The sequence below is a fragment of the Kocuria sp. genome, from assembly GCF_030530945.1.
Lineage (GTDB): Bacteria > Actinomycetota > Actinomycetes > Actinomycetales > Micrococcaceae > Kocuria.
This window is the reverse complement of record NZ_JAUMTZ010000014.1, coordinates 1-15,810: the sequence shown is the minus strand read 5'-3', so window position 1 is coordinate 15,810 and position 15,810 is coordinate 1. Positions and strand designations below refer to the sequence as shown.

Sequence of the window (15,810 nt, the reverse complement as noted above, 5' to 3'; positions counted from 1 at the left end):
TCTGTCTGGGGCGGTGGTAATGCTGCGGGCGGGTTCCGCGGGCGGCTCGTGCGCCCACTGCCCCGGTCACCAGATCCCCATCCGCCGCTCGTCCCTCGAATCCGGCCTGACTCGGGGGAAGTCGAGTCAGGACGGTGACGTGGGCGGCTGGAGATCTCGTGGCCGGGAGCGGGGTCTAGAACAGTCCGGGAATGACCTCGTCCTCGGTGTCGGAGAAGGCCGCTTCCTTCTCCGCCAGGTACTGCTGCCAAGCGGCCGCGTCCCAGATCTCGGCGCGGGTGCCCGCACCGATCACCGCCAGTTCCCTATCCAGTCCGGCATAGGACCGGAGTGCCGCGGGAATGGTGATGCGACCCTGCTTGTCCGGGATCTCGTCCGAGGCCCCGGAGAGAAAAACACGGATGTAGTCCCGGGCCTGCTTGGACGACAGCGGCGCCGCTCGCATCTGCTCGTGCACCCTGGCGAACTCCTCCATGCTGAACACGTACAGGCAACGTTCCTGTCCGCGGGTCAGTACGAGTCCGTCCGCCAGTTCGGTGCGGAACTTGGCCGGGAGGATCAGCCGAGCCTTGTCGTCCAGCCGCGGTTCGTATGTTCCGAGAAACATCGCCACCGCCTTCAGAACAGGGCCAGCCCGACCCCTGCTTCTCTCCTGCCCTCCACTTTACTCCACTCCACTCCACGGTCAATGCACTTGCACACCGCGCCGCGTGGTGCCACCCGGCGGAGAGTGTCTTGCACCACATGGCTGGTGAGGCCGGGGCAGATGGGTCCATTCCCCCTCCGACCTGGGGCGCAACGTGCTCAGGGCGCTCAGACACGAAGGAACTCCCCGGCCTGGGGCCGGGGAGTTCCTGGTGGAGGGGTGTGGGACGGGTGCCGCCGCGTGCGGGCTCAGGCACCGCCCTGGTTGCGCCGGTCCCACTTCTCCTCGAGACCCTGGAGGAAGCTGGAGGACCTGCGGCCGGAGGCGCCGGCCCGCTGTCCCGGAGCCGCCGGGGTGTCCTGCGCGGCGGTGGAGTCCGCGGAGCGCAGGGTGGCCACGAACGTGCCGGCGGCCATGACCACGAAGCCCAGGACACCCACCACGATCAGCTGGGTGGCGACCCCCACCAGCAGGACGCCCAGTCCGACCACCGCGATCACCACGCCGAGCACCACGTTGCGCATGGACCTGCGGCCCCGGACCGCCTCGGTGTGCATGCTGGATGCGAAGCGGGGGTCGTCTTCGTGCAGCTGCTTCTCCAGCTGGGCGAGAAGCTGCTGTTCGTGCTCGGACAGAGGCACGATTCCTCCTGTGGGGTTGAGGGAGTGAGGAGCGGACGCCGTCCGTCGCTCACGTACCGTTCAGAATATCCCGTGCGGGGCGGTTTGGCACCGCGGGGTCCATGAGTCTCGCCGGGCGCAGCACGCCCGGTCCGAAGCGGTGGTGGACGCGGTCCATGGCCTCCTCCGCGGCACCCCACTCGGCCTCCCGCCCGTCCAGGCTCAGCTGCAGCGCGTGCTCGGAGCCCTCCAGCTTCTCGGCGCGCACCCCCAGCAGCCGCACGGACTGGGGCCGCTCCCCCAGTGCCTCGAGCAGGGCGGCGGCCTCGGTGTAGAGGTCGTGGGCGGACGTGACGGGGTGGCCCAGGGTGCGGGAGCGGGTGATCGTGGAGAAGTCCGCGTAGCGCAGCTTCAGCCCCACCCGTCCGGCTCGCAGCCCGTGGCGCCGCAGCCGGGCGGCGGTGTCGTGGGCGAGTCCGAGCAGAACGCGCTTCAGCTGCGCGGTCTCCGCCACGTCGGTCTGGAAGGTCCGCTCCGCCCCCAGGCTCTTCTCCTCGCGCACTGGGGTCACGGGGCGCGGGTCGTGCCCGGTGGCCAGTTGCTTGAGGTGGGTGCCGGAGGCGGTGCCCACGAGCGTGTGCAGCCGGGGCAGGGGGGTCTGGGCGATGTCCCCCACCGTGGCGAGCCCGGCTGCCTGCAGCAGCTGGGAGGTCCGCCTCCCCACGCCCCAGAGCCGGTCGACGGGCAGCTGTGCCAGGAAGGCGAGGGTGTGCTCGGGGGCCACCACCAGCAGGCCGTCCGGTTTGCAGTGGGCGGAGGCGATCTTGGCGACCGTCTTGTTCTCCGCCACCCCCACGGAGGCGGTGAGCCCGGTGCGCTCGTGGATGGTGCGCCGCAGCCCCCGGGCGATCTCCACGGGAGGGCCGCAGCGGCGGATCGCCCCGGCCACGTCCACGAATGCCTCGTCCACGCTCAGCTGCTCCACGCGGTCGGTGACGGATCGGAAGATGTCCATGACGATCCGGGAGTAGTGGGCGTACGCCTCCCGGTGGGGTTCCAGCAGCACGGCAGATGGGCAGCGGGCCCGGGCCTGGGACACGGGCATGGCGGAGTGGACGCCGAAGCGGCGGGCCTCGTAGGACGCGGAGAGCACCACCGACCGCGGCCCGGACCCGGCCACGATCACGGGACGGCCACGGTGCTGCGGGGCGTCGAGCAGCTCGACCCCCACGTAGAACATGTCCATGTCCACGTGCAGGATGGCGCAGCGCCGGTACTGCTCGAGCTGCTGCGCGGTGGGTCCCGCCACGGCCCGTCACCTCCCTCCCCGAAGACTTCGTGCGTCCCAGCGTAGGACCGGGCACCGACACGCCCGCGTGCGCCGGTGGCGCCGCACGAGGGCTAGGCTGGACGGGCTCGCGCGGGGCCCCGGAGGCCACCGCCGCACGCGCTCGCCCCGCACTCCCGTGCGGTGGACGGACTTCCCCTCCGCAGCTCCCCACGCAAAGGTGCCCGGCCATGACCACTTCAGACGCCACGGCCGCCGCGGCCGCGCAGGACCAAGACTTCGGCGCGCTGCTGGACGAGCGGCTGCGGGAGTTCTTCACGGCGGAGAGCGCGCGGGTCACCGCCATCTCACCGCACGCCACACCCCTGGTCACGGCCATCGCCGATCTGAGCGAGGGGGGCAAGCGGCTGCGCGCCCGCCTGTGCCACTGGGGCTGGCGGGCGGCCGGCGGCGAGGCGGGCTCGCCCACGGTCGTGGCGGCCGCGGCGTCGCTCGAGCTGTTCCAGAGCGCCGCCCTCATCCACGACGACGTCCTGGACCGCTCCGACACCCGCCGCGGCCGGCCAAGCGTGCACCGCGTGTTCGAGGCCGCCCACCGGGAGGCGGGCTGGGCCGCGGACCCGGAGCACTTCGGCGTGAGCGCGGCCGTGCTCACCGGCGACATGAGTCTGTCCTTCGCCGAGCAGCTGTTCGCGGAGGCCGCCGCCGCAGTGGGGCCCGAAGCGGGCGCGGCGGCACGCGAGATCTTCTCCACCATGCGCACCGAGGTCATGGCGGGCCAGTACCTGGACGTCCACGCCGAGGTGGCGCCGCCGCCCGAGGACCCCCGGGAGCAGCTGGCGCGTGCCATGGCCGTGCTGCGCTACAAGTCCGCCAAGTACTCGGTGGAGCACCCGGTGGCGATCGGGGCGGCGCTGGCGGGAGCGGATGCCGCGTTCCGCGCCGCGTGCTCGGCGTTCTCGCTGCCGCTCGGGGAGGCGTTCCAGCTGCGCGACGACGTCCTGGGCGTGTTCGGCGACCCCGCCACCACGGGCAAGCCCGCCGGGGACGACATCCGCGAGGGCAAGCGCACCGCGCTGGTGGCCCTGTGCACCGAGGGCGCGGACCCGGAGCGGGCGCGCTGGCTTGAGTCCGTGCTGGGCCGGGAGGACCTCTCCGACGAGGACGTGGACCGGGTGCGAACCCTCATGCGGGACAGCGGCGCCCTGGCGCGCTCCGAGGAGCTCATCGCCTCCCTGGTGAGGGACTCCGACACCGCCCTGGCGGCCCTGCCCACCTCCGAGGTGGCGCGCGCCGGGCTGCGGTCCCTGTCCGAGGCCGCCGTGCGGCGTTCGCGCTGACCCACCCGCACGTGACCCGCCTGCACCGGCGCCCGGTGCTCGTGGGCCGGCCTCCGTGGCCGCGCGCCACCGGTGCACCGGCGCAACCGCGGGGATCAGCGCCAGCGGCTCAGCGCCGGCAGCGCAGTGCGCACGCGCCGTCGGCTCACCAGCCGAGGGCCTGGGCGCGGCGCCGCACCTCGGTCTTCTGACCGCGCCGCAGGGCGTCGATGGGGCGCCCGGGCAGGGACTCGTCCTCGGTGAACAGCCACCGGATGGCCTGGGCGTCGGTGAAGGCGGCGTCGCGCAGGACGGCCACCGTGCCCTTGAGCGAATCCACGGGGTGGGAGCCTTCCATGAACTCGGCGGGCACCACGCGCACACGGTCCTCGGGCCGGCGCACCTCCAGCAGGGAGCCGTCGTCCATGAGCCGGTGCACCCGGGTGACCTGGACGTCCATGGCCTCGGCGATGTCCGGGAGGTACGTCCACTCCCCCACAAGGGCGTCGAGTTCGGAGAATTCCTGGGGCGTGAGATCGGTTGAGTAGTTCACGGGCACTACTGTGCCACGCCCCGTGGGCGCCGCCGAACCTCCCGGGACCGCGGGGGTCGGGTAATCTGGGGACACCGCGCGACGCCCCCGGGTGCCGCGGTCCTTCCCCTTTCCCCCATCCCGAGGCAGGTGTCGCGAACATGCCGATCGAGCCGCCCCAGGACCGCCCCGCCGCCCGCACCGCATGGTCCCGCCGGGCCGCGCAGGGTTCTGCGGCCGCCCTGGCCGCCCTCACCGCCCTGGGTCCCCTCCAGGCCGCGCACGCGACCCCGGCCTCCCCGCAGACCGTGCACGTGGCCCAGCAGCACGGGCCCTCCCGGATCACCGTGGCTCCGGGCGACTCCCTGTGGTCGCTGGCCACAAGCCACGGTGTCACGGTCAAGGAGCTCATGGACACGAACTCGATCCCCGCCCACGGCATGCTCCGTCCCGGTCAGCGCCTGGACCTGCCCGCGGCCCGGCAGCCGGAGTCCTCGGCCCCTGACGAGGCCGCCGCGCACCCAGCCTCCCGGCGCACCACCGCGGCGGGCGCCGCCACGGCCCCCGCGGCAGCGGCCACGTCCCGTGCGAGCACCGCCGGATCGACCACTGCGGGGAACACCTCCGGGTCCTCGACGGAGACCTCCGGTGGCAGTACCGCCCCCGCCGCCGGTGAACGGCACACCGTCGTGGCAGGTGACACTCTCTGGGAGCTGTCCCGGCAGCACGGGGTCAGTGTGGCCGCGCTGATGTCCGCGAACGGCCTGCGGGCGGGAGCGGCGCTGCGCCCCGGGGACACGCTCGTGGTCCCCGGCGGAACCGCGGAAGGCAGCGCCGCCCGGCAGGCCGACGGGGAACAGGCCGGCGCCGAACGGGACAGCACGGAACGGGCCGGCGCGGAACGGGGGGCGGCGGCGTCGTCCGGCGAGGACCGGAAGAGCACGACCGCGCAGGACTCCCCGGCGGGGCGTGAGCACCCGGCGGAGGTCACGGCCGCCGCGGCCGCCCACCGGGAGCAGCTGCGGCAGCGCCCGCTGCCCACCCGGGACGAGGTCCGCGAGCTGGTGGCCTCGACCGCCCGTGACATGGGCGTGGACCCCGCGCTCGCGCTGGCGCACGCGTCCCAGGAGTCCGGTTTCGACCAGGGGGCCGTCTCCCCCGCGGACGCCGTGGGCGCCATGCAGGTGGTTCCCGCGGCCGGTGCATGGGCCTCGGCCATGGTGGGCCGGGAGCTGGACCTGCTGGACGCACGGGACAACGTGACGGCCGGGGTGGCGATCATCCGCGAGCTGCAGGCGAAGGCCCCGGACCGGGCCACCGGGATCGCGGCCTACTACCAGGGTCTGCACGGCGTGCGGACCTATGGTCTGTACTCGGACACCAAGGCATACGTCAAGGCCGTGAGCGCACAGGAACGAAGATTTGCCCAGTAGCAGCATGAACGACCCCCGCACGGGAACTCTGCTCGACAACCGCTACCTGGTGGGGCGCAGGATCGCCCGCGGGGGTACCGCGGCCGTCTACGAGGCGCTCGACGAGCGCCTGGACCGGCCGGTGGCGCTGAAGATCATGCACCCGCACGTCGCGGAGGACCCCGCGTTCGCGGCCCGCGCGCAACGGGAGGCGAGGTCCGCGGCGCGGCTGCACCACCCCAACGTGGTCTCCGTGCTGGACCAGGGCCAGGCCGAGGACGGTGCGCTGTACCTCGTGCTCGAGTACGTGGACGGCCCCACGCTGCGCGAGGTCATCGCCCGGGACGCACCCCTGTCCCCGCGGCGCACGCTGGACCTGCTGGTCCCGGTGCTGCGCGGGCTGGCCCGGGCGCACGGCACGGGCCTGGTGCACCGGGACGTCAAGCCCGAGAACGTGCTGCTGACCTCGGACGGGCAGGTGAAGGTCGCGGACTTCGGGCTCACCCGTGCCGTGGACGACCACACCGCAACCGCCACCGTCCTGGGCACCGTGGGCTACGCCGCGCCGGAGCTCGTGGGCGACGGACCCGTGGACCAGCGCAGCGACGTCTACGCCGTGGGCATCATGACGTACGAGATGCTCACCGGTTCCCGCCCCTACACCGGGACCGCCCTGCAGGTGGCCAACGCCCACGTGAGCCGGGACGTCCCCGCGCCCAGCGGGGCCATCCCGGGCGTCCCCCCGGCGCTGGACGAGTTCGTGCTCCGTGCCACCGCCCGCGACGCCGCCCGCCGTCCCGCCGACGCCGCCGCCCTGCTGGACCTGGCGCTCGCCATCCGCCGCTCGCTGCCCGAGCCCACGGATCTCACGTCGCCGGGGGAGGCGCCCACCGAGGCGCTGGGCTCCGTCGCGGACCGGGCGCCCACGGAGACCCTCGGTGCTTTCGGGGGCAGCGGGCCCACCGAGGCCCTGACCGGTTCCGGGAGCGAACCGCCCACCGAGGCGCTGGGAGCGGCGCAGGATGCACCCACCGAAACACTCGGCTCCCGGCACGACGCACCCACCGAGGCACTGGGACCGCACGACGGTGCGTGGACGGCGACCCGGGCCGTCCCGGTCTCCGCGTCCCGCGGGTCAGGTGCCCCCGGGTCCGCTGACTCGAGGGGGGCCGGCGGGCCCGGCGCTCCCTCGGACGGGGACCGGCGCATCCTCCCCCGCTGGGACGCGGATGCCACGTCCACCCTGGCCACGGCCACCGTGGGCTCCACCGCCCACCGCTCCCCCGGAGCGCCCAGGGTGCGCCTGAACCCGCCCGCCCGGCCGCTGCACGTGGGCGTGGCCCTCGTGGTGTTCGCGCTGCTGCTCACCGTGGCGGGTTTCCTGGGCTGGTGGCTGGGCTCCGCGCCGGGTTCGGCCTCCGCCACGGTGCCCGCGGTCGCGGGCCAGGACACCGCCGCCGCGGAGCGCACGCTGCACGACGCCGGGATCACCAACGTAGGGGTCCGCACCACCACCAGCACTGCCGCCCCGGAGGGTGTGGTGCTCGCCACGGACCCCGCCGAGGCCACGACCGTTCGGGGCATCGAGCAGGTGAACCTGGTGGTCTCCTCCGGGCCCGCCCGCGTGGACGTCCCGTCACTGACCGGCGCCGCGCTCGACGCCGCCCAGGCCACCGCGGCCGACGCCGGCCTGCGGACGGGAACCGTCACCCGCGAGTACTCCACCCAGCCTGAGTCCACCGTGCTGCGCCAGTCTCCCGCCGCGGGGACCGAGGTGGACGAGGGCTCCGCCGTGGACCTCACGGTGGCCGCGAGCACTCCCCAGGAGGCGGCCCCCGCCGTGGTGGGCCGGGATGCGGACGACGCACGGGCGGAGCTGGAGGGCAAGGGCTTCACGGTGCGCATCGACGAGCCGCTGGGCTCCCACCTCAACCGGGTGGTGCGCCAGCGCACGGACGGCACCACGGTCACGCTCACCGTGCTGTGAGCGGCACACCGTGCGAGGGCCGCTGACACCCACGGCAGGACGACGCCGCCGGGTCCCCTCCCGGGGGAGGCGGCCCGGCGGCGTCGTGGTGGCCGCTCAGTGCTGGGCGGAGAGGTACTCGGCCACCAGGAACGCGATCTCCAGGGACTGCATGTGGTTGAGCCGGGGGTCGCACAACGTCTCGTAGCGCTCGGCGAACGCGGACTCCGCCACGGGGTCCGAACCGCCCAGGCACTCGGCGACGTCGTCTCCGGTCATCTCCACGTGGATCCCGCCCGGGAACGTGCCCAGCTCGTGGTGGACCTCGAAGAAGCCCCGGACCTCGTCCATGACGTCCTCGAACCGGCGGGTCTTGTACCCGGAGGGCAGGGAGACCGTGTTGCCGTGCATGGGGTCGGTGACCCACACGGGCTTGGCCCCGGAGGCCTCCACGGCCTTGATGACCGGGGGTAGCTTCTCGCGGATGTTCCCCGCGCCCATGCGGGTGATGAAGGTCAGGCGACCGGGCTCCCGCTCGGGGTCCAGGGCGTCGATGAGCCGCAGGGCGTCCTCACCGGTGGTGCCCGGGCCGAGCTTCACGCCGATGGGGTTGCGCAGCCGGGAGAGCAGGTCCACGTGGGCGCCGTCGAGGTCCCGGGTGCGCTCCCCGATCCACAGGAAGTGCCCGGAGGTGCCGTACGGCAGGTGCGTGCGGGAGTCGATGCGGGTCAGGGCGCGCTCGTAGTCCAGCAGCAGCGCCTCGTGGCCCGCGAAGAACTCCGTGGTGCGCAGCGCGTCGAAGTCCGCGCCGCACGCGGCCATGAACTTGACCGCGTGGTCGATCTCCCGGGCCATGCTCTCGTAGCGGGCGTAGGCGGGGTTCGCCGCGAAGCCCATGTTCCAGGCGTGCACGCGGCGCAGGTCCGCGAACCCCCCCTGGGTGAACGCGCGGATCAGGTTCAGGGTGGAGGCGGAGGTGTGGTACCCGCGCAGCATGCGCTTGGGGTCGTGGGCCCTGGACTCCGGTGTGAAGTCGAACCCGTTGACCATCTCCCCCCGGAAGGACGGCAGGGTCACACCGTCGCGGGTCTCCTCGTTGGAGGAACGGGGCTTGGAGAACTGCCCGGCCATCCGGCCCATCTTCACCACGGGCATGGACGCGCCGTAGGTGAGCACCACGGCCATCTGCAGCAGGGTGCGCACCCGTCCGGAGATCTTGTCCGCGGTGGCGCCGTCGAAGGTCTCCGCGCAGTCCCCGCCCTGGAGCAGGAACGCCTCCCCGTTGGCCACCTGGGCCAACCGCTCCCGCAGGGTGTCCACCTCCCCGGCGAACACCAGGGGCGGGACGGTGTTGAGCTCCTGCACGGCGCTCTCGAAGTCCGGGTGCTCGGCCCACTGCGGGTGCTGTCCGATGCTCCGGTCACGCCACTCGTCCAGACCCGGGTGCTCGGCGGCACTCGGGGACGGGGTCGGCACGGAGCGGAACTGTTCGGGCAGGATGTCGGAACTCATTGGCCCAGTCTAGGCCGCACCCCCCGGGGTGTCGTCATCGTGGGCGTCACGTGCACCGCCCTGCAGCTTCCCGGCCAGGTTTCCGGCCTGCTGGGACACCGCGGTCCCCACCGCCCGGCCGCGCTCCCGGGTGGCCTGGGCGACGTCGCGCGCCTGGGCCTTCAGGCCGGTGGTCCGTTCCTCGGCGAGCCGCCGTTTGCGGTCCGCGGCGTAGCCCTCGGCGCGCTCCTGGCCCGAGAGCTCCTGGATGCGGTCCATGATCTCGTCCGTCACGCGGCGCAGGACGGCGTGCTCCCCCTGCCTCCCGGTGAGCTCCGAGAAGTCCATGGGCTCGCCGAACACGGTGGTGATCTTCGCGCGCCGGGGGTCCGGGAAGCGGGATCCGGGGGGCTGCATCCTGTCCGTGCCGATCATGGCCACGGGGACGACCGGCGCACCGGACTCCAGGGCCAGGCGTGCCACCCCGATCTTGCCGCGGTAGAGGCGGCCGTCCGGGGAGCGCGTGCCCTCCGGGTAGATCCCCACGAGCTTGCCCTCGGCGAGCGCCTGGCCGCCCGCGCTGAGCGAGCGGGCGCTCGCACGACCGCCGCGGCGGTCCATGGGGATCTGGTTGATGGCCCGGAAGAAGGCGGCCACCACGCGTCCTTTGAGGCCGGGTGTGGTGAAGTACTCGGACTTGGCCAGGAAGTACACCTGGCGGGGCACGGCCACGGGCATGAAGATCGTGTCCGGGACGGAGAGGTGGTTGCTCGCCAGGATGGCGGGCCCCTGCGCGGGAACGTTCTCCAGACCGATCACGGTGGGGCGGCAGACCAGGTTGACCACGGGAGCCACCACGTAGTTCCTGAGGAACATGTACACCATGGGACGGGTGCCCTTTCGTCGCTGCGTTCGCCGCCGGCCTCGGTGGGACGGGGCGGCGGGGGCGGGACCCCCGGCCGGGCGATTCTCTCACGAGTGCCCGCGGCGGCTGGCACAATGGCGCCATGTCGACGGATCTGCACTCCCACGGCCCCCTGCACCTGCCCGGCACGTCCTCGGTGGGAGTCCTGGTGCTCCACGGCTTCACCTCCACCACGGCGTCCGTGGCGTCGTGGGCCCGCGCCATCCACACCGCGGCCGACGCCGCCGGGTCCGCTCCCGGGGTCGGCGTCCCCCTGCTGCCCGGGCACGGGACGCGGTGGCAGGACCTCGCGGTCCAGCCCTGGCAGGCCTGGCGGGACGCCGTGGACGCCGAGTACTGGCGGCTGCGTGCCCACCACGAGCACGTGGTGGTGTGCGGGCTGTCCATGGGCGGTGCCCTGGCCCTGCACACGGCCGCGCGCCGGGACGTGGCGGGGGTGCTGCTGGTGAACCCGGCACTGGCGCTGGTGAACCGGATGGCGCGCTTCAGCGGCGCGCTCAGCCCGGTGGTGGCGTCCCTGCCGGGGATCGGGAGCGACATCAAGCGGGGAGCGGCCGAGGAGACTGCCTACGACCGCACGCCCCTGGCCGCGGTCGCCCAGCTCAACGTGCTCATGCACCGCACCGCGCGGATGCTGCCCGCGGTCACCGCGCCCACCGTGGTGTTCCGCTCGGCCGAGGACCACGTGGTCTCCGGGGCCTCCGCGGACCTCGTGGCCCGGCGCAGCGGTGGCCCGGTGCGCGTGGTGGGGCTGCCGCAGAGCTACCACGTGGCCACGCTGGACCACGACGCCCCGCTGATCGAGAGTGTTTCCCGCGACGCCGTGCAGCGGCTGTCCCGCGGCGAGTCCTTCCTGTCCGGGGCCGCGGCGTGAGCGCACCGCGGGAACCGGACGACGCCTTCGAGCGCATCATCCGGGCCAACACCTGGGACGACGTCCCCCGGGACCACGAAGACCTCGACCCCTGGGCCGAGGACATCGAGTGGCGTCCCGCCGAGCAGCCCACCGAGGACGTCCCCGCTGAGCTGCGGGAGGACGCCGGGGACGAGACCTGGAACCCGGACCCCGGTCCCGTGACCGGCGGGATCTCCCCCGACATGCTCCGCGCACTGTCCGCCGTGCTCGCGGTCCTGGTGGTCGTGGCCGGGCTCTCCCTGCTGCCTGGTGCCCTGCCGCCGCTCGTGTGGGTCGCCGGGCTCGCGGGACTGGTGGGCGCGCTGTTCCTGGTGTTCCGGGCACTGCCGGAGGACCCGCCCGCGGACGGCGGGGACGGCGCCGTCGTCTGAGCCGCACCCCACCCGTGCCGGTGCGGTGTGAGGGTTAACACACCGTAAACTGGGCCCACGCCCCGCCAGGAAGGTTCCCCATGAGACGCGTCAGCGCCCCGGCCATCGTCGATCCCCTGCCGTACCCCGGGATCGCCCACATCCTCGCCGAGCGCGCGGACACCCGGCCGGATCTCGTCCTGTACACGGTCCTCGCGGAGGGCCGCGAGCGGGACGTCACCGCCCGGCAGTTCCGGGACGAGGTGGTGGGTCTGGCCCGCGGCATGGCTGCGCAGGGCATCCGCGCCGGGGACCGCGTGGGCATCCTGAGCCGGACCCGCTACGAGTGGACCCTCACCGACTTCGCCCTGTGGTGGCTCGGAGCCGTCCCGGTGCCGGTGTACGACACCTCGTCGCCCGACCAGATCGCCTGGATCCTCTCGGACTCCGGAGCCACCGCGGTGTTCGTGGAGACGGACGAGCTCGCGCAGCGGGTCCGCGAGGCCGCCCGGATCACGGACTTCCCCGCCGCGCACCGGATCCGCGTGTTCGACACCGCGGACCCCGAGCTCTCCCTGGACACGGTGCTCGCCGCGGGCGCGGAGCGCGCGGACCTCACCCGGCCCCACGACGGCGTGGTCCTGGACGACACCGCCACGCTCATCTACACCTCGGGCACCACCGGCCGCCCCAAGGGCTGCGAGCTCACGCACCGCAACTTCGTGGCCTGCTCCCAGAACACCATCCCCGTGATCGGGGAGCTCATGCACGAGGGTGCCCGGACCCTGCTGTTCCTGCCGCTCGCGCACGTCTTCGCCCGTTTCGTGGAGGTCACCGCGCTGGACGCCGGGATCGCGCTGGCCCACACCCCGGACGTCTCCCACCTCATGGAGGACCTCGCCCGCTTCCGGCCCACGTTCATCCTGGCCGTGCCCCGCGTGTTCGAGAAGATCCTCATCGGGGCCCGTTTCAAGGCCCAGGCCGGCTCACCCGTGAAGAAGCTGGTGTTCGAGCGCGCGGTGGACACGGCCGTCGCATGGTCCAAGGCGTCCCAGCGCGGGCGCGTCTCCCCGTGGCTGCGCCTGCGCCACCGGCTCTACGACCGGCTCGTCTACCGCACCCTGCGGGAGGCCATGGGCGGGCGGGTGCGCCACGCCGTCTCGGGAGGGGCAGCCCTCGGGGAGCACCTGGCGCACTTCTTCAACGGGATCGGCGTGTACGTGGTGGAGGGCTACGGACTCACCGAGACCACCGCCCCGATCTCCGCGAACGTCCCGAGCCTCAACAGGCTGGGCACGGTGGGCCACCCCATCCCCGGCAACGAGGTGGCGGTCGCCGCGGACGGCGAGATCCTGGTGCGCGGTGCGAACGTCTTCGCCCGCTACAACGGCCTGCCGGAGAAGACCGCCGAGGCGTTCCGGGACGGCTGGTTCGCCACCGGGGACCTGGGGCACCTGGACGAGGAGGGCCTGCTCACCGTCACCGGGCGCAAGAAGGAGATCATCGTCACCGCGGGCGGGAAGAACGTGATCCCCAGCCAGCTCGAGGACCCCATCCGCGCCACCGCCGCCGTGGACCAGGTCATGGTGGTCGGGGACGACCGGCCCTTCGTGGCCGCCCTGGTCACCCTGGACCGGGACACCCTGGCGGACGTCCTGGCCGGTCTGGGGCTGGACCCGCACCTCACACCCGCCCAGGCCGCCCGGGAGGAGGCGGTGGTCGCCCACGTGCAGCGCATCGTGGACCACGCCAACACCAGGGTCTCGCGCGCGGAGGCCATCAAGACGTTCAGGATCCTGGACAGGGACCTCACCGTGGCGGGCGGGCACCTCACCCCGTCGCTGAAGCTCAAGCGCAACCGGGTCGCCGAGGAGTTCGCGGACGTCATCGAGGCCATGTACACCGGGTGATGGCTCCGACCGGGCCCCTCATCCGGCTGCGGCACGGGATCCCGGACGCGGCCCCACGACGACGCCGACCGCCCGCCTCCAGCACCCCACGCCCGTGGGCGGCCAATACCTCGGGGTGGGCGCGGCAGACGCGCTCTGGGCAGGTCGACGCCGCGCCCACGCTGCGGGCGGCGCCGCCCCGCAGGGGCCGGCTCAGTCGGCGTCGGGGCGCTGGCCGGGGACGTCCAGGCCCAGCAGCGCGTTCTCCACGACCTCCGCGAGTGCCGGGTGGATCCAGTACTGCCCGCGTGCCATCTCGTGGACGCGCAGTCCGAAGGACATGCCCTGCACGAGCGGCTGGACCAGGTTGGAGGCGTCCCGGCCGATCAGGTGCGCGCCCAGCAGCTCCCCGGTGCGGGAGTCCGCGACGAGCTTGCAGATGCCCACGTGGTCGTCCATGGCCCAGCCGTACGCCACGTCGCCGAAGGCCTGCTCCTTGACGGTGATCTCCGCGCCGTTCTCGCGGGCCCAGTCGCGGGCCGCGCGCTCGGTCATGCCCACGGACGCGATCTGTGGCTCGGTGAACACGGCGGACGGCACGTACCGGTGGTCGGTGGCGCGCAGGTCCTCGGGGTGGACCACGTTGTGGGACACCGTGCGGGCCTCCGCGTTGGCCACGTGCTTGAGCTGGTGCGGGGAGCACACGTCCCCCAGGGCCCACAGGCCCTCCACCGGCTCGCCGTGGGAGAGCACCCGCTGGAACTCGTCCACCGCCAGCAGGCCCCTGTCCGTGACGTCCAGGTGCGCGGCCTCCGGGTTCAGCGTGTCCGCGTTGGGGAGGCGCCCGGTGGCCAGCAGCACCACGTCCGCGCTGCGCCGCCACTGCTCCCCGGAGCCGTCCGTGGCCTCCGCGGTCACGGTGAGCCGTCCGTCCCCGTCCCGCTCGATGCCGGTGATGGACCACCCCAGCTGCAGGTCCCACTGCTCGGCGGCCTCGCGGGCGAAGCGCTCGGCAACGGTGTCGTCGTGGGCGCGCAGCAGCCGGTGCGAGCGGTTGAGCTGGGTCACCGAGGAGCCCAGGCCCTGGAACACGTGGCAGAACTCCGCGGCAATGTACCCGCCGCCCACCACCACGATCTCCCCGGGCAGCTCAGGCAGCCGCATCACGGTGTCCGAGGTGTGGACCCCCGGCAGGTCGGTGCCGGGCACGTCCGGCAGCTGCACGCGGGAGCCGTTGGCCAGCACGATCTGCGGCGCGGTGATCCGCTCCCCGGAGGCCGTCTCCAGCACGCGGGGCTCCACGAAGTGGACGTACTCCTGGATGACCGTGACGTTCTCCAGGGACTGCCGGTACTCCAGCCCGCCCTCCGAGATGGCGTCGATGCGCCCGAAGATCCGGTCCCGCATGCCCGGCCAGTCCACACCGTCGATGCTGGCCCGCACGCCCAGGCGGGCTGCGTCGCGGGCCTGCTCCGCCACGGTGGCCGGGTACACGTACATCTTGGTGGGGATGCACCCCACGTTCAGGCACGTGCCCCCGAAGCGGTTCGGTTCCACGATGGCCACGTCCATGTCCCGGTACTCGTCCGTGAGCAGGGAGTTGCCGGAGCCGGAGCCGACGATGATCAGGTCGAATGAGCGCATGCGCCCCATCCTATGACCGTGCCCCGCACGCGGGGTGCGGGGCACGGTCGCGGAGCTGTGGGCCGACGCCGCCGGGACGGTCACCGGAGCCGGCCGCCCCGGGCCACGCGGCGGCGTCGTCCGGGGCGCCTCGGCAGGAGTGGGCCCACCCGTGCGAGGTCGGCGGGAGCGGCGCCAGTCCGGCCGGTGTCAGCTCGGGTCGATCACGAGGACGAGGTCCCCGCCGGCCACGTGGGTGGTGTCGTTCAGGGCCACCCGGGAGACCGTGCCCGCGACCGGCGCGGTGATGGAGGCCTCCATCTTCATGGCCTCGATCGTGGCCACGGACTCGCCCGCGGAGACGCTGTCCCCCTCGGAGACGGACACGGTGACGGCGCCCGCGAACGGCGCGGCCACGTGGCCCGGCTGGGAGGTGTCCGCCTTCTCCGTCTCCTGGACCTGGGAGGTCACCGACTCGTCGCGGATCTCCAGCAGCCGCAGCTGGCCGTTGAGGGTGACCATCACGGTGCGCATGCCCTTCTCGTCCGGCTCGGAGATGGCCTGCAGGGTGACCAGCAGCCGCACCCCCTTGCCCAGCGAGATGACGTGCTCCTGGTCCTGCTGCAGTCCGTAGAGGAAGTCGCGGGTGTGCAGCACGGACAGGTTGCCGTAGCGGGTGCGCGAGCTCTGGAAGTCCTTCGTGGGGCCGGGGAACAGCAGCCGGTTCAGGGTGGCGCGGCGGGTGGCGCCGGGCTCATGCAGCCCCGCACGGTACTCTTCGCTGAGCTTCTCGTCCGCGAGCTTCACGTCGCGGCCCTCCAGGGCCTTGGTGC

General features: G+C 73.3%; 14 protein-coding genes. 6 read left to right on the top strand and 8 right to left on the bottom strand.

Annotated features, from left to right (window positions below; all coding sequences use genetic code 11):
- Positions 1–175 precede the first annotated feature (175 nt).
- The 3 genes from mraZ to dinB all read right to left on the bottom strand — a co-directional run bounded on the left by mraZ (position 176) and on the right by dinB (position 2,575).
- Entirely contained in the window at positions 176–607 is a 432-nt protein-coding gene (mraZ, locus tag Q4A22_RS10590) for a division/cell wall cluster transcriptional repressor MraZ (protein WP_303179304.1), read from the bottom strand.
- 287 nt (positions 608–894) lie between these two features.
- Positions 895–1,287 carry a DUF3040 domain-containing protein gene (locus Q4A22_RS10585; protein WP_303179302.1) on the bottom strand — a complete coding sequence of 131 codons (393 nt, stop codon included), beginning with the start codon at positions 1,285–1,287 and terminating at the stop codon, positions 895–897.
- 49 nt (positions 1,288–1,336) lie between these two features.
- Complete coding sequence (gene dinB, locus Q4A22_RS10580) at positions 1,337–2,575, bottom strand: DNA polymerase IV (protein ID WP_303179300.1); 1,239 nt, start codon at positions 2,573–2,575, stop codon at positions 1,337–1,339.
- Positions 2,576–2,784: 209 nt separating this feature from the next.
- Between dinB and Q4A22_RS10575 the strand changes: the two genes are divergently transcribed.
- On the top strand, positions 2,785–3,894 hold the full coding sequence (locus Q4A22_RS10575; protein WP_303179298.1) for a polyprenyl synthetase family protein: 1,110 nt from the start codon (positions 2,785–2,787) through the stop codon (positions 3,892–3,894).
- A gap of 145 nt (positions 3,895–4,039) precedes the next feature.
- Here Q4A22_RS10575 and Q4A22_RS10570 read toward each other — a convergent pair whose 3' ends face one another.
- On the bottom strand, positions 4,040–4,432 hold the full coding sequence (locus Q4A22_RS10570; RefSeq protein WP_303179296.1) for an Rv2175c family DNA-binding protein: 393 nt from the start codon (positions 4,430–4,432) through the stop codon (positions 4,040–4,042).
- Positions 4,433–4,566: 134 nt separating this feature from the next.
- Here Q4A22_RS10570 and Q4A22_RS10565 point away from each other — a divergent pair, with 134 nt between their 5' ends.
- Positions 4,567–5,838 (top strand): LysM peptidoglycan-binding domain-containing protein, encoded by a 1,272-nt coding sequence (locus tag Q4A22_RS10565; protein ID WP_303179294.1) that lies wholly within the window; start codon positions 4,567–4,569, stop codon positions 5,836–5,838.
- A gap of 4 nt (positions 5,839–5,842) precedes the next feature.
- Entirely contained in the window at positions 5,843–7,804 is a 1,962-nt protein-coding gene (locus Q4A22_RS10560) for a protein kinase (RefSeq protein ID WP_303179293.1), read from the top strand.
- A 96-nt stretch (positions 7,805–7,900) separates the two neighbouring features.
- On the opposite strand, the gene Q4A22_RS10555 is transcribed toward Q4A22_RS10560, so the two are convergent.
- Both Q4A22_RS10555 and Q4A22_RS10550 read right to left on the bottom strand, forming a co-directional pair.
- Complete coding sequence (locus Q4A22_RS10555) at positions 7,901–9,295, bottom strand: class II 3-deoxy-7-phosphoheptulonate synthase (RefSeq protein WP_303179292.1); 1,395 nt, start codon at positions 9,293–9,295, stop codon at positions 7,901–7,903.
- Positions 9,296–9,304: 9 nt separating this feature from the next.
- Positions 9,305–10,150, bottom strand: coding sequence for a lysophospholipid acyltransferase family protein (locus tag Q4A22_RS10550; protein WP_368410633.1), 846 nt, complete (start codon positions 10,148–10,150; stop codon positions 9,305–9,307).
- 131 nt (positions 10,151–10,281) lie between these two features.
- Between Q4A22_RS10550 and Q4A22_RS10545 the strand changes: the two genes are divergently transcribed.
- The 3 genes from Q4A22_RS10545 (at position 10,282) to Q4A22_RS10535 (ending at position 13,375) form a co-directional block, all read left to right on the top strand.
- Positions 10,282–11,073, top strand: a complete 792-nt coding sequence (locus Q4A22_RS10545) for a carboxylesterase (RefSeq protein WP_303179289.1) — start codon at positions 10,282–10,284, stop codon at positions 11,071–11,073.
- Positions 11,070–11,486 (top strand): hypothetical protein, encoded by a 417-nt coding sequence (locus tag Q4A22_RS10540; protein ID WP_303179287.1) that lies wholly within the window; start codon positions 11,070–11,072, stop codon positions 11,484–11,486. Before Q4A22_RS10545 ends, Q4A22_RS10540 begins: the two co-directional genes overlap by 4 nt.
- Before the next feature lie 80 nt (positions 11,487–11,566).
- Complete coding sequence (locus tag Q4A22_RS10535; RefSeq protein ID WP_303179286.1) at positions 11,567–13,375, top strand: long-chain fatty acid--CoA ligase; 1,809 nt, start codon at positions 11,567–11,569, stop codon at positions 13,373–13,375.
- Positions 13,376–13,567: 192 nt separating this feature from the next.
- Here the strand turns inward: Q4A22_RS10535 and Q4A22_RS10530 are convergent, their stop codons facing one another.
- A complete protein-coding gene (locus tag Q4A22_RS10530; protein WP_303179285.1) occupies positions 13,568–14,998 on the bottom strand; it encodes a mycothione reductase in 1,431 nt (476 codons plus the stop codon).
- 189 nt (positions 14,999–15,187) lie between these two features.
- Positions 15,188–15,810: biotin/lipoyl-containing protein (locus Q4A22_RS10525; protein WP_303179283.1), on the bottom strand; the 623-nt coding region annotated here is incomplete at its 5' end.

Excerpts from the sequence above, each read along its gene's own strand:
- Q4A22_RS10550 (WP_368410633.1), bottom strand. The coding sequence starts at position 10,150 with ATGTTCCTCAGGAACTACGTGGTGGCTCCCGTGGTCAACCTGGTCTGC.
- mraZ (WP_303179304.1), bottom strand. The coding sequence starts at position 607 with ATGTTTCTCGGAACATACGAACCGCGGCTGGACGACAAGGCTCGGCTG.
- Q4A22_RS10545 (WP_303179289.1), top strand. The coding sequence starts at position 10,282 with ATGTCGACGGATCTGCACTCCCACGGCCCCCTGCACCTGCCCGGCACG.
- Q4A22_RS10535 (WP_303179286.1), top strand. The coding sequence starts at position 11,567 with ATGAGACGCGTCAGCGCCCCGGCCATCGTCGATCCCCTGCCGTACCCC.
- Q4A22_RS10555 (WP_303179292.1), bottom strand. The coding sequence starts at position 9,295 with ATGAGTTCCGACATCCTGCCCGAACAGTTCCGCTCCGTGCCGACCCCG.
- Q4A22_RS10565 (WP_303179294.1), top strand. The coding sequence starts at position 4,567 with ATGCCGATCGAGCCGCCCCAGGACCGCCCCGCCGCCCGCACCGCATGG.
- Q4A22_RS10575 (WP_303179298.1), top strand. The coding sequence starts at position 2,785 with ATGACCACTTCAGACGCCACGGCCGCCGCGGCCGCGCAGGACCAAGAC.
- Q4A22_RS10560 (WP_303179293.1), top strand. The coding sequence starts at position 5,843 with ATGAACGACCCCCGCACGGGAACTCTGCTCGACAACCGCTACCTGGTG.
- Q4A22_RS10530 (WP_303179285.1), bottom strand. The coding sequence starts at position 14,998 with ATGCGCTCATTCGACCTGATCATCGTCGGCTCCGGCTCCGGCAACTCC.